Origin of the sequence: Streptomyces sp. NPDC005202 (genome assembly GCF_040608235.1) — a bacterium.
Classification (GTDB): Bacteria; Actinomycetota; Actinomycetes; order Streptomycetales; family Streptomycetaceae; genus Streptomyces.
On the sequence record NZ_JBEXHW010000004.1, the window covers coordinates 247,483 to 266,051 of the forward strand.

Here is an 18,569-nt window from a genome sequence, read left to right on the forward strand (position 1 = left end):
CCAGGATTCCGGCGTGAATGCGCTGCCCATGCCTCTCGCCCTCCTCTTTGCCACCTGGTTGACTTGAGCGGGATCGAGCAACTCCCTGACCCCGGCTTCGCGACACCGGCGCGGTCACCGGATGGCCGAACAAACTGGAGCCTGCCGCCTGACCAGTAGTAGCGCAGTCCCCGAGTCAGCCTTGCAGATGCGCCGGCACGATCTGCCGGACCAGCCGCCACATCCCGTTCGACGGATTCGCCTTGCGCTCCTCGCCGGCGACGCGAGCTTCCTCGCCCGTTCGACGGCCTCCGGCCACCCCGCGCGGTAACGACCGAAGTCGAACTCACGGGCCGTCTTGCTGTAATCGGGATGGTAGGCGACGAGGTGTCTTTTGGCCTGCTGGTAACCGGTGACGACGGCGCGGTGGTCGCGGAAGTGGAGCAGGAGCCACAGCTCGAAGCAGGAAGACGCATCAGCGGGGTGAGCTGCCCGACGTACGCGTCGAGATAGGCGTCGAGCCGTAGATCGGACTCGCGATGCCGGAACAGGATGGCCGGACCGCCCTGGTGCTCGCGGATCTGCACCGCCTGCACGATGCCGCGGTGGTTGATGCTAGAGACCGCCGGGAACCGCGATCAGAACATCGCATTCGTTGATCCGGCCGGACGCCCCGGTGAACTGGAACGTCGCCCACGCGCGGTACGGCTCAGTCTTCGGCATCAGGCCCTTGAGGTGGTCCAGCCCCTCTTGTTCCCACCGGAACCCGGACCGCCGCGGCTGGAACCATCGCTCACGCGGAGCGGGAGCTGTTGGCTTGGGAGCAGCGGGCAACGAGCACCTCCGAAACGGCAGTAAGACAGAGAGACGACTGTGCGGGCAGCGGGATCCCTCCGGTGGCAGGCCCGAAATCCTAGTCGGCCCCTCCGACAATCGGGCCGGCCGCACGAGAAGCCCCCTGCCTCGCCAGGCAGGGGGCTTCTCCGGACGCCCGTCTAGTTCTTCTACTAAGTCTCCAGTGCGTCCAATGCGCCGAGCTGCTGCATCAGCCCCAGCTGGTCGTGCTGCCACCAGGTCTCGGCGATCTTTCCGTCGTCGCCGAACCGGAACAGGGTCATCCCGGTCATGGTGACCTGCTTCCCGGTGGGCGCGATACCCAGGAACTCGCCCTTGTGCGTGGCGTTCCAGGTCCAGCGCGCGCAGGCCCGGTCGCCCTGGGCGATCAGATCCTCGATCGTGAACGTGAAGTCGAAGGCGCTCCGCCACATCCGGTACTCGCTGCGGACGGAGTCCAGACCGATCGTGTCCTGCGGGTTGACCGGATCGTGGCTGTGAATGTCCTCCTCGAGCAGGTCGTTGAGCGGCGGCAGGTCGCCCTCGGTCGCCAGCGTCTCGAAGAACCGCCGTACGGTGATCGCGTACAACTGCTCGTCCCGCACCACGTCGAGATCCGTGAACGTGGGCGTCTCGTCGCAGAGGGCGACCATCTCCTGGAAGATCCTGTCGGTTTCCGGCAGCTTCGAGTTCCGCATCGCCTCCTCGTACGACGGGAACTCCACCAGCTCGATGACGTGCGACGCATCCGACCGGTCCTTGCCGACCACCGCGTGCGTCGCGGTCCGCTTCCCCTTGGTCTGCGCGACCCAGGTGTCCATCAGCCGGTTCATCTCGTCCAACCGGCTCGTCCTGCACTCGATGAGCTGTACGAAGGTCATGACGCCGCCTCCGGCCCCCCTGGTCCGGTTCCGTCACGGCCATTGTCCCACCGGGGCACCGACGTCACCTCCGTACCGTCACCGCGGTCCGTACTACTGCGGTCCGTACTACTGCGGCCGGTACCACTGTGGCCGGTACCACTGTGGCCGGTACTACTGCGGCCCGTACTTGCGTCCCGTCTTCGACGTGATCCCGCCCAGCAGGCCGCGGGGCGTGACCTTCACCAGGCCCATCAGCGCCTTGTAGCGAGGGTCCGGGATCGACAGAGTCTTACCGCGGGCCAGGTCCGCCAGGGCCGTGGCGACGATTTTGTCGGCGTCCAGCCACATCCAGTTCGGGATGTTGTCCGTGCCCATGCCGGCCCGCTGGTGGAACTCGGTGCGGACGAAGCCGGGGGCCAGCGCCATCAGGCGTACACCGCTGCCCGCCAGGTCGCGCGCCGCGCCCTGCGTGAACTGCACGACCCACGCCTTGGAGGCGCCGTACGTGCCCCGCGGGACGAAGGCCGCCACGGAGGCGACGTTGACGACCCCGCCCCGGCCTCGCTCCCGCATCGCCTCCGTCGCCGCCGACGTCAGCCGCAGCACCGCCTCGATGTGCACCTTGAGCATCCGCAGCTCGTCGGCCATCGGGACGTCGAGGTAGCGGCCCTTGTTGCCGAAGCCCGCGTTGTTGACCAGCAGGTCGACGGGGTTCCTGCGGTCGCCCAGCCGGGCGGCGACCGCCTCGATGCCCTCGTCCGTCGCCAGGTCGGCCGTCAGCACCTCCGCCTCGATGCCGTGCCGGTCGTGCAGTTCGGTCGCCTGGTCCGTGAGGCGCTTGGTGTCCCGTGCCACCAGCACGAGGTTGTGCCCGTCCGCCGCCAGCCGCCGCGCGAACGCGGCGCCGATGCCCGCGGTCGATCCCGTAATCAGAGCCGTTGTCATGGCGAAAGATTAGTGGCCCGAAGGCATGTGGCTCGGATCTCTGCACAGGCCCTCCCGATCGGTGACGACCAGGTGTCGGACGGGTCGGCGACGCCCGGTCCGTCGCCTGTGACTCCGCGTACCGACGCACGGTCGGTCCATGCACGCCGCCGCATACTGACGCCACGCCAGCCCGCCTACGCCTCAGTGTGCTGACACCCAGTCAGCCCGCGTACGTCTCCGCGTACTTCCGCGCCGCCGCCAGCGACTCCGGGTGCAGGGCCGTACCCGCTGCGAGCAGCCGGGGCAGCAGCGACCGGTCGGTCGTGCCGGCCCGGAACTCCAGGGCGACGGTCACGTCGTGGTCTGGCCGGTGCACGATCTCGATCGGATCGCCCGCCTGGATCTCACCCGGCTCGATCACCCGTAGATACGCACCCGGCGCACCCTTCTGCGTGAACCGCTTCACCCAGCCCTTTTCACCCAGATGGCCCTGGAAGGTCCGGCAGGGAATCCGCCCGCAGGTGACCTCCAGGACCACCGTGGAGCCGATGCGCCAGCGCTCGCCGATCCGCGCGCCGGATATGTCGAGGCCCTCCGTGGTGAGGTTCTCGCCGAACGCGCCGTTGGCCAGCGTCCGGCCCAGTTCGCGCTCCCAGTCGTCGAGGTCCTCGCGCGCCACCGCGTACACCGCCTGGTCGTCGCCGCCGTGGTGGCGCGTGTCGCACACCGCGTCCCCGGCCAGGCCGCTCGCCCCGACGCCCTTCGGCCCGGGCGCCGCCACCCGCACCGGTCCGTCGGCCGGCCGCTTGTCGATGCCGGTCAGGCCCTCGGGCTGATCCGTGTACGGCACGGCCTGCGGACGGCCCAGGTTCACAGACAGAAGCTTCATGCCCGCACGGTAAAAAACCGGCGACCAAAGTGTCGACGCATTATTCGCCGCCGTATCCAAGGCTCACTTATGCTCAAGGGGTGATCGAGGCTCGTCATCTCCGCGTGCTGCGCGCCGTGGCCACCACCGGTTCGTTCTCCGCGGCGGGGCGCGAACTGGGCTGCACCCAGCCCGCCGTCAGCCAGCAGATGAAGGCCCTGGAGGCGTCCGTCGGCACTCCGCTGCTTGTCCGCAGCGGCCGCGAGATTCGCCTGACGCAGGCCGGCGAGGCGCTCGTCCGGCACGCCAACGGCATCCTCGCCGGGCTCACGGCCGCCGAGGAGGAGATCGCCGCCATCGCGGGGCTGCGGGCAGGACGTGTCCGGCTCGTCTCCTTCCCGAGCGGCAGCTCCACGCTGGTGCCGACCGCGCTCGCCGCGCTGCGCGCCGCCCACCCCGGCACCCGGGTCTCGCTGGAGGAGGCCGAGCCGCCGAAGTCCGTCGAGCTGCTGCGCGAGGGCGACTGCGACGTGGCGCTCGCCTTCCGCTACGGGGGGGCCGCGGGCGCGGAGGAGTGGGAGGACCTGGTCGTACGGCCGCTGCTGACCGACCGGCTCGTGGCGCTGGTGCCCGAACGGCACCGGCTGGCCCGCGCCGGCTCCGTCGCCATCGGGGAACTCGCCGCCGAGCCGTGGATCGCGGGCTGCCCGCGCTGCCGCGGCCAGTTGGTGGAGGTGTGCGAGAGCGCCGGCTTCACGCCCCGCATCGACTTCGCGACGGACGACTATCCGGCGGTGGTCGGCCTCGTGGGTGCCGGTCTCGGCGTCGCCGTCCTGCCCCAGCTCGCGATCGAGTCCGTACGTCCCCGGGGTGCACGCACGGTGACCCTGGAACCGGCGGTGCGACGGGAGATCGTCGCGCTCACCCTGCCCGACCTGGCCCAGGTGCCGGCGGTGGCGGCGACGCTGGAGGAGCTGGCGCGCGCGGCGTCCCGGTAGCCCCGGTCCGGGGGCGCGGCGCAACGGCGCCGCCAACGCACCAGGCACGCGTGTGCCTGCCCTGTAGTGCAGAAACGTTCCTTCAGCTTTTCGAGGCGGTGTGCCCGCTGGTCGACGATGCCGAGACCAGCCGCTTCCGTGCCCGCCCCATGAGTTCTTCGCGCTCGTCCTCGGTCAGGCCGCCCCACACGCCGTACGGTTCGCGCACCGCCAGCGCATGCGCCGCGCACTGCGCGCGGACCGGGCACCTCATGCAGACCTCCTTGGCCGAGTTCTCTCGAGCGCTCCGAGCCGCCCCGCGCTCACCCTCCGGATGGAAGAAGAGAGAGCTGTCGACCCCACGGCAGGCAGCCAGGAGCTGCCAGTCCCACAGGTCCGCGTTCGGTCCGGGAAGGCGGGAGAAATCTGCCATTGCGTGACCCCTTGTAGCCGTTCTGGGCGGATGTGGTGCCGACGACCGTACATCTCCGATCTAAGGAGATGAAAATATGACTCATTGAGAATCTAGCCCCAGACACTATGAAACGGGAAGAAAATGGGCTAAATGGGGCACGGGTTGTGATGAAAAGTTGAGGGCCGGTACGACATGTCTGCGCTGTATCCGCTCCCTCACGTAGAGTGCCGAAGATGGCACACAGCCCCGTAACTCTTTCGAGTGACCGTCGTTGAGAGTGCGGAGGCGGTTGAAAACACAAGCGCTCGGGCAGGCGTCCGAGACGGTCAACCGCACAGGTGACGATTTCGTACCAGCCTGGAGGCTCAAGGTGACGCGCATCAGCTGCGGAGGGCGGCCATGACATCCGTCCTCGTCTGCGACGACTCCCCGCTTGCCCGAGAGGCGCTCCGCCGCGCGGTCGCGACCGTGCCCGGCGTCGAGCGCGTGACGACGGCGGCCAACGGCGAGGAAGTCCTCCGCCGCTGGGGTGCCGACCGCTCGGACCTCATCCTGATGGACGTGCGCATGCCCGGACTGGGCGGCGTCGAAACGGTCCGGCGTCTGCTGTCCGCCGACCCCGGTGCGCGCATCATCATGCTCACCGTCGCCGAGGACCTCGACGGTGTGGCCCTCGCGGTCGCCGCCGGTGCCCGCGGCTATCTGCACAAGGACGCCTCCCGCGCGGAGCTGCGTGCCACGGTGACCCAGGCCCTGGCCGACCCCACCTGGCGGCTCGCCCCGCGTCGGCTGCGCTCCGCCGAGATGGGCGCCGCGCCCACGCTCACCGCGCGCGAGATCCAGGTCCTGGAGGGCATGAGCCACGGCCGGTCCAACGCGGAGATCGGCCGTGAGCTGTTCCTCTCCGAGGACACCGTCAAGACGCACGCCCGCCGCCTGTTCAAGAAGCTCGGCGCCTCGGACCGCGCGCACGCGGTGGCACTCGGCTTCCGGTGGGGCCTGGTCCGCTAGGTCCTGTCCGGTTCCGGGCCGATCGACGGCCTGGGTCCGGCGCACCGGGCGGCCTCCCGGCGGCGGGGACTGGCCGGCCCGGCCGAGCGGAAACGTGACGGCGCCCCCCACGCGCGCGGGATCGAGCGTGGGGGAGCGTCCGGCCGTACGGCGCAGGCGAGGGTCAATGCGGCGGGGGCGTGCCCGATCCGGCGCTGCGGGGCCGGTCCTGGGAGCCGCTGCCCGAGGGCCCCGAGGGCGCCGACAGCGCTGCGGATACGTCTCTGCTCACGGGCCCACCCGGAGCGAGTGACGTCGAGAAACGCAGGAGAAGCCGAATGCCAGGGGGAGGAGGCGCCCGGACGCAGTGGCCCCGGGGGCGGCCGTATCCGGGCTGCGGGCATCGCCGCCTACCGCAGGAGGGACGCTCGGGGCCAAGCGGCCCGCCGGGCGCCGCTGCTTGTTTCGCCGCGGATGCCGCATCCTTGAGGTGTGGAGTTCCTCGGGGACAAGTCGGTCGAGCGGAAGGGGAGGGCGCAGGGGATGACTTCCGGCGCACCTGCTCATAACGCTTCGGTGCACAACGAAGGGCGCGGTGTCACGGAGCGGACGACGCCAGGGCACCATGGACCGATGCGTGACGACGAGGCGGCACTTGCCCAAGGGGCGATCGGTGCGCTCGTCCACCGCGCGGTCGACGGGGACGAGCAGGCCACGCACGATCTGCTCGCCCGTGTCCACCCGCTGGCGTTGCGCTACTGCCGCACCCGGCTGTCCCGGCTCCCGGGCGACGCACGCCACTTCGTCGAGGACCTCGCCCAGGAGGTCTGCGTGGCCGTGCTGCTCGCCCTGCCGCGCTACAAGGACACCGGACGCCCCTTCGAGGCCTTCGTCTTCGCCATCGCCGCCCACAAGGTTGCGGACCTGCAGCGCGCGGCCATGCGGCACCCCGGTTCGACGGCCGTCCCGTCCGACGAGATGCCCGAGCGCCCGGACGACTCCCTCGGCCCGGAGGAGCGCGCCCTGCTCAGCAGCGACGCCGAGTGGGCCAAGAAACTCCTGGCCAACCTTCCCGAGAACCAGCGCGAGCTGCTCCTGCTGCGCATCGCCGTGGGCTTGACGGCCGAGGAGACGGGTCAGATGTTGGGAATGTCACCGGGAGCGGTGCGAGTGGCCCAACACCGGGCGCTGAGCCGGCTGCGGGCGCTCGCCGAGCAGTAGAAGAGCCCCTTCCCGGGCCTCATATGAACAGGCGACCCGCCGTTTCCGTACGAACATACGAAGCCCGGCGTCACCTCACACCGTGGAATGTGAGAAGCCCGCTTCCCGTTAGCATGGACATCCGCACCGATCAAGGCCATTTGGGGAAGGTGTCATGACTGCCAACGTCGACGGAGTGCCCGAGAAATTCGCGACACTCGGGCTGACCTACGACGACGTGCTGCTGCTGCCGGGCCCGTCGGACATGGCACCCGACGAGATCGACACCGCCTCGTACGTCTCCAAGAACGTGCGGGTCAACATCCCGCTGCTGTCCGCCGCCATGGACAAGGTCACCGAGTCGCGCATGGCGATCGCGATGGCCCGCCAGGGCGGCGTCGGCGTTCTGCACCGCAACCTGTCCATCGAGGACCAGGCCAACCAGGTCGACCTGGTCAAGCGCTCCGAGTCCGGCATGGTCGCCGACCCCATCACGGTGCACCCGGACGCCACCCTTGCCGAGGCCGACGCGCTGTGCGCCAAGTTCCGCATCAGCGGCGTGCCGGTCACCGACGGCAACAAGAAGCTGCTCGGTATCGTCACCAACCGCGACATGGCCTTCGAGACCGACCGAACGCGCCAGGTGCGCGAGGTCATGACGCCGATGCCGCTGGTCACCGGCAAGGTCGGCATCTCCGGCCACGAGGCCATGGAGCTGCTGCGCAAGCACAAGATCGAGAAGCTGCCCCTGGTAGACGACGAGGGCGTCCTCAAGGGCCTGATCACGGTCAAGGACTTCGTCAAGGCGGAGCAGTACCCGCGCGCCGCCAAGGACGCCGAGGGCCGCCTCCTCGTCGGTGCGGCGGTCGGCGTGGCCGGTGACGCCTTCGAGCGCGCCCAGGCCCTGATCGAGGCGGGCGTCGACTTCATCGTCGTCGACACCGCGCACGGCCACTCCCGGCTGGTCGGCGACATGATCGCCAAGATCAAGTCGAACTCGTCCGGCGTCGACGTCATCGGCGGCAACGTCGCCACGCGCGACGGTGCCCAGGCACTCGTCGACGCGGGCGCCGACGGCATCAAGGTCGGTGTGGGCCCCGGCTCCATCTGCACCACCCGCGTGGTCGCCGGCGTCGGCGTCCCGCAGGTCACGGCCATCTACGAGGCCGCGCTGGCCGCCAAGGCGGCCGGTGTCCCGGTCATCGGCGACGGCGGCCTGCAGTACTCCGGTGACATCGCCAAGGCCCTGGTCGCGGGCGCGGACACGGTGATGCTGGGCTCGCTGCTCGCCGGCTGCGAGGAGTCCCCGGGCGAGCTGCAGTTCATCAACGGCAAGCAGTTCAAGTCCTACCGCGGTATGGGCTCCCTGGGCGCCATGCAGTCCCGCGGCGACCGCAGGTCGTTCTCCAAGGACCGGTACTTCCAGGAGGGCGTCGCCTCCGACGAGCAGCTGATCCCCGAGGGCATCGAGGGCCAGGTGCCCTACCGCGGTCCGCTGTCCTCCGTCGTCCACCAGCTGGTCGGCGGCCTGCGCCAGTCGATGTTCTACGTCGGCGGCAGGACGATCCCCGAGCTCCAGGCCAAGGGCCAGTTCGTGCGGATCACCTCGGCGGGCCTGAAGGAGAGCCACCCGCACGACATCCAGATGACGGTCGAGGCGCCGAACTACAGCAGCAAGAAGTGACGCACGCACGCGTGCAGCGTGTCGTGATCCACGGGCAAGCGCACGCGTGCAGCGTGTCGAGGCGTGGCCGAGGGCGGTCCCGGATGCTCCGGGGCCGCCTTCGCCGTACCTGCGGAGGGCCGCTGTCGTACCCGTCGGCGATACTGGAAGACGCTGAAACGCATCAGGGAAAGGCCACAGACGTGACTGAGATCGAGATCGGGCGCGGCAAGCGCGGCCGCCGGGCATACGCGTTCGACGACATCGCCGTCGTCCCCAGCCGCCGCACCCGGGACCCGAAGGAGGTCTCGATCGCCTGGCAGATCGACGCCTACCGCTTCGAGCTGCCCTTCCTGGCCGCCCCCATGGACTCGGTCGTCTCCCCGGCCACGGCCATCCGCATCGGCGAGATGGGCGGCCTGGGGGTGCTCAACCTCGAGGGCCTGTGGACGCGGTACGAGGACCCGCAGCCGCTGCTCGACGAGATCGCCGAGCTGCCCGCCGAGTCCGCGACGCGCCGCCTGCAGGAGATCTACGCGGCGCCCATCAAGGAGGAGCTGATCGGCGCGCGCATCAAGGAGGTGCGCGACTCCGGCGTGGTCACCGCAGCCGCGCTCTCCCCGCAGCGCACGGCCCAGTTCTCCAAGGCGGTCGTGGACGCCGGCGTGGACATTTTCGTCATCCGCGGTACGACCGTGTCGGCGGAGCACGTCTCGTCCTCGCACGAGCCGCTGAACCTGAAGCAGTTCATTTACGAGCTCGACGTCCCGGTGATCGTCGGCGGCTGCGCCACCTACACCGCGGCCCTGCACCTGATGCGCACCGGCGCGGCCGGCGTCCTGGTCGGCTTCGGCGGTGGCGCCGCGCACACCACGCGGAACGTCCTCGGCATCCAGGTCCCGATGGCCACGGCGGTCGCCGACGTGGCCGCCGCCCGCCGCGACTACATGGACGAGTCCGGCGGCCGCTACGTGCACGTGATCGCGGACGGCGGCGTCGGCTGGTCCGGCGACCTGCCCAAGGCGATCGCCTGCGGCGCCGACGCCGTCATGATGGGCTCCCCGCTCGCCCGCGCGGTCGACGCGCCCGGCAAGGGCCACCACTGGGGCATGGAGGCCGTCAACGAGGAGCTGCCGCGCGGCAAGAAGGTAGACCTCGGCACGGTCGGCACCATCGAGGAGATCCTCACCGGCCCGTCCCACACCCCCGACGGCTCCATGAACTTCTTCGGCGCCCTGCGCCGCGCCATGGCCACCACCGGCTACAGCGAGCTCAAGGAGTTCCAGCGGGTCGAGGTGACGGTGGCGGACTCGCAGCACAAGAGGTAGGCCGCACGGTGCCGCAGGGGCCCGGACCGTGGCATAGGCGGTCCGGGCCCCTCGGCGTCCCGAGGCGATGGTCTACAGCCGGTGTGCCGCCCCCGTCGGCGCCGCCCCGCGCGTGTCGAGGAGCAGCTGGGCCTTCACCGACAGGCCCTGCAGGTCGTACGTACGGTGGTGCTGGAGCAGGATCGTCAGGTCGGCGTCGGCCACCGCGTCGTACAGGGAGTCGGCGCGCGGGACCGGGCGGTCCAGGACGCTCCAGGCCGCCACATGCGGGTCGTGGTAGCTGACGGCGGCGCCGAGCTCCATCAGCCGGACCGCGATCTCCTGTGCGGGTGTGCCCTGCAGGTCGGCCAGGTCGGGTTTGTAGGTGACGCCGAGCAGTAGCACGCGCGCGCCGCGGGCCGACTTGCCGTGTTCGTTCAGCAGCGTGGCGGCGCGCTGGATGACGTACTGCGGCATCCGGCTGTTGACCTGCTGGGCCAGTTCCACCATCCGCAGGGTGCGGCTCGCGTGCCCGGTCAGGTCCTGGGGGACGCCGTGGCCGCCGACGCCGGGGCCGGGGCGGAACGCCTGGAAGCCGAACGGCTTGGTCTCCGCGCAGCGGACGACGTCCCACAGGTCGACGCCCAACTCGTGGCACAGGACGGCCATCTCGTTGACGAGGGCGATGTTGACGTGCCGGTAGTTGGTCTCAAGGAGCTGCACGGTCTCCGCCTCGCGCAGTCCGCGTGCGCGGACCACCTTGTCGGTGAGCCGCCCGTAGAAGGCGGCGGCCGACTCGGTGCAGGCCGGCGTCAGGCCGCCGATCACCTTCGGCGTGTTGGCCGGGGTGAAGTCGCGGTTGCCGGGGTCGACGCGGCTCGGCGAGTAGGCGAGGTGGAAGTCGCGGCCCGCGCGGAGTCCCGAGCCATCCTCCAGGAGCCGCCGCAGGAATTCCTCCGTGGTTCCGGGGTGGACGGGCGATTCCAGGATAACCGTGGTGTGCGGACGCAACCGCTCGGCCAGCGTGCGGGCGGCCGCCGCCACCTGGCTCAGGTCGAGCCCGCCGTCCGCGTCCCGCGGGGTCGGCGCGCAGATGACCGCGGTGCGCACCCGGCCGAGCTCGGCCGGGTTGGTGGCCGGCCGGAAGCCCCCCGAGAGCATCCGGCGCAGTTCGGCGGGGCTGAGGGAGCCGGACTCGGGCCCGGTCCGGTATCCGAGGGTGGGGATGCCGGCGGCGACGGCGGCCTGGGCCAGGGGCAGGCCGAGAGGACCGAGTCCGATGACGGCGAGATCTGCGGGCATGGCGTGGGCCGTCCTTCCCAGTAACCGAGGCGGGGCAGGTGCGCAAGCCCGGTGGACAGGACGGGCCAGCGCAATGTCAGACTAGGAGTAAATATGACCGTTTTGTGGGATTGACCAGCGTGTTTCTCGGGGAGCCGTGACGGTTGTCCACAGGCTGGGGGCGACTGGTGGCCGAAGTTGGGCAACCCGGTCAGAATTTGGGCATGGGGGATGGCAGACAGCGAGCTTCGCCCGACGGGCGCGGCCGACGCGACCGAAAGCGGGAGGCAGCAGTGAGGACAGCGACACTGGGGCCGGCGCAGCGCGCCGAGTCACTGGCGGGAATGGCCGAGCGCGAGCTGGACGTGCTGGTCGTGGGCGGAGGCGTGGTGGGTGCGGGCACGGCCCTCGACGCCGTGACCCGTGGCCTGTCCACGGGGCTGGTCGAGGCCCGCGACTGGGCGTCAGGCACGTCGAGCAGGTCCAGCAAGCTGATACACGGCGGACTGCGCTATCTGGAGATGCTCGACTTCGCGCTCGTCCGGGAGGCGCTGAAGGAGCGCGGCCTGCTGCTGGAGCGCCTGGCCCCCCACCTGGTCAAACCCGTGCCGTTCCTGTACCCGCTCCAGCGCAAGGGCTGGGAGCGCCTGTACGCCGGCTCGGGCGTCGCGCTCTACGACGCCATGTCGATGGCCCGCGCGCACGGCCGGGGCCTGCCCCTGCACCGCCACCTGACCCGCCGTCACGCCCTGCGCGTCGCCCCCTGCCTGAGGAAGGACGCACTGGTCGGAGCGCTGCAGTACTACGACGCCCAGGTGGACGACGCCCGCTACGTGGCGACGCTGGTGCGCACGGCGTCGTCGTACGGCGCGAAGGTCGCCAACCGTGCGCGCGTGACCGGCTTCCTGCGCGAGGGCGAGCGCGTCGTCGGCGCCCGGGTGCAGGACGTGGAGGGCGGCGGGGAGTACGAGGTCCGCGCCAAGCAGGTCGTCAACGCCACCGGGGTGTGGACCGACGACACCCAGGCGATGGTGGGGGAGCGGGGCCAGTTCCACGTCCGGGCGTCCAAGGGCATCCACCTGGTCGTGCCCAAGGACCGCATCAACTCCTCGACCGGGCTGATCCTGCGCACCGAGAAGTCCGTGCTGTTCGTGATCCCGTGGGGCCGGCACTGGATCATCGGGACCACCGACACCGACTGGAATCTGGACAAGGCGCACCCGGCCGCATCCAGTGCCGACATCGACTACCTCCTGGACCACGTCAACTCGGTGCTCGCGGTGCCGCTCAGCCGCGACGACGTCCAGGGCGTGTACGCGGGCCTGCGGCCCCTGCTCGCCGGCGAGTCCGACGCCACCAGCAAGCTGTCGCGCGAACACACCGTGGCCCATCCGGCGCCCGGGCTCGTGGTGGTCGCGGGCGGCAAGTACACGACGTACCGGGTGATGGCCAAGGACGCGGTGGACGAGGCGGTGCACGGCCTCGACATGCGGGTCGCCGAATGCGTCACCGAGGACATCCCGCTGCTGGGCGCGGAGGGCTACCGGGCCATGTGGAACGCGCGAGCGCGGACAGCCGCCGAGACCGGCATCCATGTGGTGCGCGTGGAGCACCTGTTGAACCGGTACGGGTCGGCGGCGCAGGAGGTCCTCGACCTCATCGCCGAGAACCCGTCGCTGGGCGCGCCGCTGCAGGCGGCCGACGACTACCTGCGTGCCGAGGTCGTCTACGCCGCCTCGCACGAGGGCGCACGGCACCTGGACGACGTGCTGACCCGGCGGACGCGCATTTCCATAGAGACCTTCGACCGGGGCACGCTCAGCGCCCGCGAGGCCGCCGAGCTGATGGCGCCGGTGCTGGGCTGGGACAAGGACCAGATCGAGCGCGAGGTCGAGCACTACCAGAAGCGGGTGGAGGCCGAACGGGAGTCGCAGCGCCAGCCCGACGACCTGACCGCCGACGCGGCGCGGCTGGGCGCGCCGGACATCGTGCCGTTGTAGGTCTGCGCAGGGCTGCGTCCGTCGTGAAGCCGCCCGCGCGAAGGGGTTCTGCGCGGGCGGCCTACCGTGCGTCGGTGTGCACGGGGTTTCGCGCGGGCGGCTTCCGTGCGTCGGTGTGCACGGGGTTTCGCGCGGGCGGCTTCCGTGCATCGTGTGAGGGCACGGCGACACGGTTATGGCCGGAAGTGTCCGAAGCGTCGGCACCCGCGGCGCCTCCCTTGTCACGGCCCGTCATTCCGCCATGCCGAACGCGTCATTGAACGGTGCTCCGCGGCCTCGCCACGGCACCCTGGGCGTTGGGCACTCGTCGGGTGAGAGACAATGGAGGCTCTGTCAGGGCGGGTTGCATGAGGGGACGCATGTCGGAGGCGGAGCGGGCGGGGACATCCCGTCAGGACACTCGTCAGGACAACAGCGAGCGTCTTCTCGCCGGGCGGTACCGGCTGGGAGACGTGCTCGGCCGCGGCGGCATGGGCACGGTGTGGCGTGCCGAGGACGAGACCCTGGGCCGGACGGTCGCCGTCAAGGAGCTGCGGTTCCCGTCGAACATCGACGAGGACGAGAAGCGACGCCTGATCACGCGTACGCTGCGCGAGGCCAAGGCGATCGCGCGGATCCGCAACACCAGCGCGGTGACGGTCTTCGACGTGGTCGACGAGGACGACCGGCCGTGGATCGTGATGGAGCTCATCGAGGGCAAGTCCCTCGCCGAAGTCATCCGCGAGGACGGCCTGTTGGAGCCGAAGCGGGCGGCGGAGGTCGGGCTCGCCATCCTGGACGTGCTGCGCTCCGCGCACCGCCAGGGCATCCTGCACCGCGACGTGAAGCCGTCCAACGTGCTGATCGCCGAGGACGGCCGGGTCGTGCTCACCGACTTCGGCATCGCGCAGGTCGAGGGCGACCCGTCCATCACCTCCACCGGCATGCTCGTCGGCGCCCCCTCCTACATCTCGCCGGAGCGGGCCCGCGGGCACAAGCCGGGCCCGGCGGCGGACCTGTGGTCGCTCGGCGGCCTGCTGTACGCGGCGGTCGAGGGCGTGCCGCCGTACGACAAGGGCTCGGCGATCGCCACCCTGACCGCGGTGATGACCGAGCCGCTGGAGGAGCCGAAGAACGCCGGGCCGCTGAAGGACGTCATCTACGGCCTGCTCACCAAGGACCCGGCGAAGCGGCTCGACGACGCAGGTGCCCGGGCGATGCTCAAGGCCGTCATCAACGCGCCCGAGTCGAAGGAGGCCGAGCCGGAGCCGCCGGCGGACGCGACGAAGGTCGTGCCGCTGCCGGCGCAGCCGGACGGGCCTGCGGGCAGGGGGAGTTCCGCGGACGCCGACGGCAAGCGGGGCGAGGAGGCGGCCGAGCGGTTGCGCGGGGCGCTGCGCTCCGTGCGCAGGGCCGCCGTGGCGGCGGGGGTGGCCACCTCGGCGGCCGCGGCCCGCACCAAGTCGGCGGTGGACGGGAACGGTTCGGCGGGCTCCGGGGCTGCTGTGGGGACCGCCGAGTCCCGGACTCCGCATGCGTCCGCGCCCGGCGCGGCTGCCCCCGGCCCGGCGGTGTCCGGTGCGCGTGAGCAGGGGATGACCGGTACCGACACCCGGGCCGGTCGGCCCAGTTCGGGGTGGCCCGTGGTGCCGCCGCCGGACATGCCGCCGCGGCCGGCGCCCAGGGCGCCGCTCACCGACGTGGTGCCGCGGCGCACGCTGGTGATCATTGCGGTGGCCGTGCTGCTCGCCGTGATCGGCACCGTGCTGGCCTTCACCCTCGGCGGCGACGACCACGGCTCGAAGGAAGACAAGCCCGGCACCGGCAGCACGTCCGCCACCGCCGGCGCGTCCGCGAGCGCCGCGACCAAGGAGGACGCGCACAGCGGGACCCGTGCGGACGGGGACAAGACCGACTCGGCGACGACGGGCACCGCCTCGGACGGCACGCCCGGCGCGAGCGCCGGTACGAGCGCCTCGGTCGACGGCGACTCCGGCTCGGCCGGCTCCGGGGACGACAGCGCGGCGGCGTCGACGTACAAGGGGGGCCAGGGGTTCTCCATCGGGCTGCCCAAGGGGTGGAAGTACACGACCACGGACTCCGCGGGGGCCCGCTTCACCGGCCCCGACGGGCAGAAGCTGCTGATCGCCTGGACGTCGACACCCAAGGGCGATCCCGTCGCCGACTGGAGGAACCAGGAGCGGTACATGGTGCGTTCGCAGTACCACCGCATCCGTATAGAGAAGGCGGACTACCGCGGCTGGAACACCGCTGACTGGGAGTTCACCTACGTCGACGGCGGGACGGAGTACCGCACCATCGACCGCGGGTTCGTCGTCAACGACCATCTCGGGTACGCCCTGATGTACACGGCGAAGGCCGCGAAGTGGGACAGCGGGCTGCGCAAGAACACATGGCAGACGCTGACGAAGACCTTCGAACCGAAGTCGTGAGGCGAGCGGTCCCGGGTTTGCGCACTGAGATCTGTCATCCCCTCATTGCAGGTTGCCTCCGGCACGTATCGTGAGTGGTTGCGGATGGTACGCAGCCGGAACGGGACGCATGGCGAACGGACTTGACCGACCGGGCGGCCGGGGGAGGCAACGTGGACGACTATGCGGGACGGGTACTCGCCGACCGCTACCGCCTGCCGCTGCCGCCGTCCGACGAGTACGAACTCACCGAGACCCGGGCCTTCGACACCTACAGCGGGCAGGAAGTCCTCGTCCGGCAGGTGCCGTTGCCGGAGGTGGTCGAGGCGGAGGTGCTCGACCCGGACGGGCTGCCGGACGGTTTCACGGCCCGCGACGGCGCCTCGCGGCGGCCCCTGGCGCGGACGGCGACGCGACGCCCCGCCGACCCGGCGGTACGGCGGGCGGTCGAGGCCGCGCAGGCCGCGGCGCGGATCCCCGACCATCCGCGGCTGGACCAGGTCTTCGACGTGTTCGCCGAGGGCGGTTCGCTGTGGATCGTCAGCGAGTTGGTGGCTGCGCGGCCGCTGGCGGCCCTGCTCGCCGAGAAGCCGCTGACACCGTACCGGGCGGCCGAGGTCGCCTCCGACATCCTCATGGCGCTGCGGGTGCTGCACGCGCACGGCTGGGTGCACCGCAACATCACCGCCCGCACGGTCCTCGTCTGCGACGACGGCCGCGTGATGCTGACCGGCCTCGCCGTCGGCGCGGCCGAGGAGGCGCTGTGCGGCTACGACCCGGTGCCGGCTCAGGACGGGGAGGGGGACGCGGATTTCCCGCGTCCCGGTGACACGGGCTCGTCCGGTGGGGCCGGCACGTTCGGCGCTGCCGGGAACCCTGGAGGCCCCGGAGGGAACGGCGGGGCGGGCCGTACCACGGGGGCCGGTGGCTTCGGCGGCCCCGCGGGCGGCGCAGGTTCCGCCGGCGTGGATCCCGAGGCCGCGAGGCGGGCCGCGATCGAGGCCCGGGCGGCCGGAGGGTTGCCGGTGCCCGGGGCGGACACGGCGAACGGCACGGGGACGGCCGGGACGGCCGGGACGCTTGAGCGCCGGACGCCGGAGAGCGGCGGAGACATCCGGGCAGCGCGGGCCGGGGCGATCGCCGCCTACCGCGCGGGGGCCCGGGCGGCGGCCCGGGTGCAGGAGGCGCAACAGAGTGCGCGTACCGCGCTCCCCGGGGCTCGGCCGCCCGCCGAGGGTGACACCCGGGCGGACGGCCCGGCTCAGCCGCCGTACCTCTCCGGACCGGCCGTGGATCACCGCAGCACCACCACGCCCCCCGGGCAGATTGCCGACCCCTACGGCGTCGACCCCACCTCATGGCCTGGCGCCGCACCCCGCACGGAAGCCGGCGGCACGCCCCCGACCGGGGGCCACGCCACGGGCCGTACGGCACTCCCCGCCGGGGGGAACGGCGACGTCACGGGGTCCGACTCCCCGCCCTCCGGTGACGCGGCCCCGCCCGCCCGTTGGGACGACCTCGTCGCCGGCACGCCCGCGCGGCGGGGGCCCGCCACCGCGCTGGCCGCCGAGCGGGCCCGGCAGGCGCGGATGACCGTGGTGGGGCCGGTGACCGAGCGGTGGGCGCCGGAGCAGGCCGGGCCCGTGCACGAGAACTGGCAGCTGGCCGCGCCCATCGGGCCCGCGACCGACCTGTGGGCGCTGGGCGCGCTGCTCTTCCGGTCCGTGCAGGGACATGCCCCCTACCCGGAGGAGTCGACCGCCGAGCTGGTGCAGATGGTGTGCGCCGAGCCGCCCGCCTTCGCCGAGGAGTGCGGTCCGCTCCGGCCGGTCGTGGAGTCGCTGCTGCGTCAGGACCCCACCGAACGGCCCGACTTCGAGGAGCTGCGCGGCTGGCTGCGCTCCCTGGTGCGCTCCGCCCCCGAGCCGGAGGCCGGCGTGCACATCGTCGCGGCCCCGCCCGCCGACCCGAGCCGGCTGCCGGTCGTCCGCCGCCGGGGCGAGCTGGTGCGCAGGCGGCGCGCCGGGCTGCCCGCCCAGCACGGGCGGCACAAGCGGGCCAAGCAGGAGGCCCGTTCGCCGCGTCGCCTCGGCCGCACCCTGCTTCTGCTGATCCTGCTCCTGCTGGCCGCGGCGATCGCGTACGCGATGCTGTTCATGCCGAAGGCCGGCCCCAGCGGCGCGGCGAGCGGCGACCGCACCGGAGCCGCCGGTGAGGCATCTCCCGCCCCGGCACGGTCGGGCGGCGGCGACGCGAGCAGCGCACCACGGCCCGACCAGACCGCGCCGGGCGCGGACAACAGCCCCTCGCAGTCGGCCGGGCAGTCGGCCGGTTCGACCGAGACGCAGACCACCGACCCCGACGTCGCCGACGGCTTCACCCTGCGCAAGGACCCCGCGGGCTTCCAGGTCGCCGTCGCCAAGGGCTGGGACCGCACTCTCAGGTACGACCGGGACCAGGTGGTGTACTCCCACGGCGACTTCGAGCTCGTCGTCGTGCCCGGCCGGGACAGCGCGGCCGAGTACGGCAGCGATCCGATGGCCTATCAGCGGGAGAAGGAGCAGGAACTGCAGGGCTACCGCGACTCCAGCTGGGCCACCTCGTCCGGGATGCGGACCATCGAGGTGGGCGGGCGGACCATGGCCGAGGGGCAGTTCACCTGGACCGACGCGAACGGGCGGGAGTTGTTCGTGCGCAACCTCGCCGTCCTCCTCGACGGGCGCTACCACGTGGTGCAGGTACGTGGCCCGGAGGCCCAGCGGGACGAGGTGACCAAGCTGTACGAGCAGGCGTCGGCGACGTACCGGTTCACCGGCTGAGCCCCGCGGTTCCCACCTGTCCGAAGAAGCGACAA

General features: G+C 71.6%; 13 protein-coding genes and 1 pseudogene. 8 read left to right on the forward strand and 6 right to left on the reverse strand.

The genetic code is table 11. From position 1 onward, the window contains the following. Positions 1-114 precede the first annotated feature (114 nt). The 4 genes and pseudogenes from ABZV31_RS10260 to ABZV31_RS10275 form a co-directional block, all read right to left on the reverse strand. Positions 115-444 (reverse strand): annotated as a pseudogene (locus ABZV31_RS10260) (RloB domain-containing protein); the annotation flags it as partial. Between the two features lie 542 nt (positions 445-986). Beyond that, on the reverse strand, positions 987-1,694 hold the full coding sequence (locus tag ABZV31_RS10265; RefSeq protein ID WP_355890725.1) for an ester cyclase: 708 nt from the start codon (positions 1,692-1,694) through the stop codon (positions 987-989). A gap of 153 nt (positions 1,695-1,847) precedes the next feature. Beyond that, positions 1,848-2,621: an SDR family oxidoreductase gene (locus ABZV31_RS10270; protein WP_355890728.1), complete on the reverse strand. Its 774-nt coding sequence runs from the start codon at positions 2,619-2,621 to the stop codon at positions 1,848-1,850. A gap of 202 nt (positions 2,622-2,823) precedes the next feature. Beyond that, positions 2,824-3,492: an MOSC domain-containing protein gene (locus ABZV31_RS10275; RefSeq protein ID WP_355890730.1), complete on the reverse strand. Its 669-nt coding sequence runs from the start codon at positions 3,490-3,492 to the stop codon at positions 2,824-2,826. 80 nt (positions 3,493-3,572) lie between these two features. On the opposite strand from ABZV31_RS10275, the gene ABZV31_RS10280 reads away from it, so the two are divergent. Beyond that, entirely contained in the window at positions 3,573-4,469 is an 897-nt protein-coding gene (locus ABZV31_RS10280; RefSeq protein ID WP_355890733.1) for a LysR family transcriptional regulator, read from the forward strand. An 82-nt stretch (positions 4,470-4,551) separates the two neighbouring features. Here ABZV31_RS10280 and ABZV31_RS10285 read toward each other — a convergent pair whose 3' ends face one another. Next, a complete protein-coding gene (locus ABZV31_RS10285; RefSeq protein ID WP_355890736.1) occupies positions 4,552-4,881 on the reverse strand; it encodes a WhiB family transcriptional regulator in 330 nt (109 codons plus the stop codon). Between the two features lie 381 nt (positions 4,882-5,262). Here ABZV31_RS10285 and ABZV31_RS10290 point away from each other — a divergent pair, with 381 nt between their 5' ends. From ABZV31_RS10290 to ABZV31_RS10305, 4 genes are all read left to right on the forward strand, one after another. Then, positions 5,263-5,874 (forward strand): response regulator transcription factor, encoded by a 612-nt coding sequence (locus ABZV31_RS10290; RefSeq protein ID WP_003948568.1) that lies wholly within the window; start codon positions 5,263-5,265, stop codon positions 5,872-5,874. A 612-nt stretch (positions 5,875-6,486) separates the two neighbouring features. Then, the gene (locus ABZV31_RS10295) at positions 6,487-7,074 is read left to right on the forward strand and encodes a sigma-70 family RNA polymerase sigma factor (RefSeq protein WP_355890739.1); all 588 of its coding nucleotides are present in this window, start codon (positions 6,487-6,489) and stop codon (positions 7,072-7,074) included. A 154-nt stretch (positions 7,075-7,228) separates the two neighbouring features. Continuing rightward, a complete protein-coding gene (gene guaB / locus ABZV31_RS10300; RefSeq protein WP_355890742.1) occupies positions 7,229-8,737 on the forward strand; it encodes an IMP dehydrogenase in 1,509 nt (502 codons plus the stop codon). Positions 8,738-8,919: 182 nt separating this feature from the next. Beyond that, positions 8,920-10,044 carry a GuaB3 family IMP dehydrogenase-related protein gene (locus ABZV31_RS10305; RefSeq protein ID WP_355890745.1) on the forward strand — a complete coding sequence of 375 codons (1,125 nt, stop codon included), beginning with the start codon at positions 8,920-8,922 and terminating at the stop codon, positions 10,042-10,044. 72 nt (positions 10,045-10,116) lie between these two features. Here the strand turns inward: ABZV31_RS10305 and ABZV31_RS10310 are convergent, their stop codons facing one another. Further along, complete coding sequence (locus tag ABZV31_RS10310; protein WP_355890748.1) at positions 10,117-11,325, reverse strand: nucleotide sugar dehydrogenase; 1,209 nt, start codon at positions 11,323-11,325, stop codon at positions 10,117-10,119. A gap of 272 nt (positions 11,326-11,597) precedes the next feature. On the opposite strand from ABZV31_RS10310, the gene ABZV31_RS10315 reads away from it, so the two are divergent. From ABZV31_RS10315 to ABZV31_RS10325, 3 genes are all read left to right on the forward strand, one after another. Then, on the forward strand, positions 11,598-13,304 hold the full coding sequence (locus tag ABZV31_RS10315) for a glycerol-3-phosphate dehydrogenase/oxidase (protein ID WP_355890751.1): 1,707 nt from the start codon (positions 11,598-11,600) through the stop codon (positions 13,302-13,304). Positions 13,305-13,663: 359 nt separating this feature from the next. Beyond that, positions 13,664-15,736: a serine/threonine-protein kinase gene (locus tag ABZV31_RS10320; RefSeq protein ID WP_355890754.1), complete on the forward strand. Its 2,073-nt coding sequence runs from the start codon at positions 13,664-13,666 to the stop codon at positions 15,734-15,736. Positions 15,737-15,888: 152 nt separating this feature from the next. Then, on the forward strand, positions 15,889-18,534 hold the full coding sequence (locus ABZV31_RS10325) for a protein kinase (RefSeq protein ID WP_355890757.1): 2,646 nt from the start codon (positions 15,889-15,891) through the stop codon (positions 18,532-18,534). Positions 18,535-18,569 lie beyond the last annotated feature (35 nt).

Excerpts from the sequence above, each read along its gene's own strand:
- ABZV31_RS10320 (WP_355890754.1), top strand. The coding sequence starts at position 13,664 with ATGTCGGAGGCGGAGCGGGCGGGGACATCCCGTCAGGACACTCGTCAG.
- ABZV31_RS10295 (WP_355890739.1), top strand. The coding sequence starts at position 6,487 with ATGCGTGACGACGAGGCGGCACTTGCCCAAGGGGCGATCGGTGCGCTC.
- ABZV31_RS10265 (WP_355890725.1), bottom strand. The coding sequence starts at position 1,694 with ATGACCTTCGTACAGCTCATCGAGTGCAGGACGAGCCGGTTGGACGAG.
- ABZV31_RS10310 (WP_355890748.1), bottom strand. The coding sequence starts at position 11,325 with ATGCCCGCAGATCTCGCCGTCATCGGACTCGGTCCTCTCGGCCTGCCC.
- ABZV31_RS10290 (WP_003948568.1), top strand. The coding sequence starts at position 5,263 with ATGACATCCGTCCTCGTCTGCGACGACTCCCCGCTTGCCCGAGAGGCG.
- ABZV31_RS10270 (WP_355890728.1), bottom strand. The coding sequence starts at position 2,621 with ATGACAACGGCTCTGATTACGGGATCGACCGCGGGCATCGGCGCCGCG.
- ABZV31_RS10285 (WP_355890736.1), bottom strand. The coding sequence starts at position 4,881 with ATGGCAGATTTCTCCCGCCTTCCCGGACCGAACGCGGACCTGTGGGAC.
- guaB (WP_355890742.1), top strand. The coding sequence starts at position 7,229 with ATGACTGCCAACGTCGACGGAGTGCCCGAGAAATTCGCGACACTCGGG.
- ABZV31_RS10275 (WP_355890730.1), bottom strand. The coding sequence starts at position 3,492 with ATGAAGCTTCTGTCTGTGAACCTGGGCCGTCCGCAGGCCGTGCCGTAC.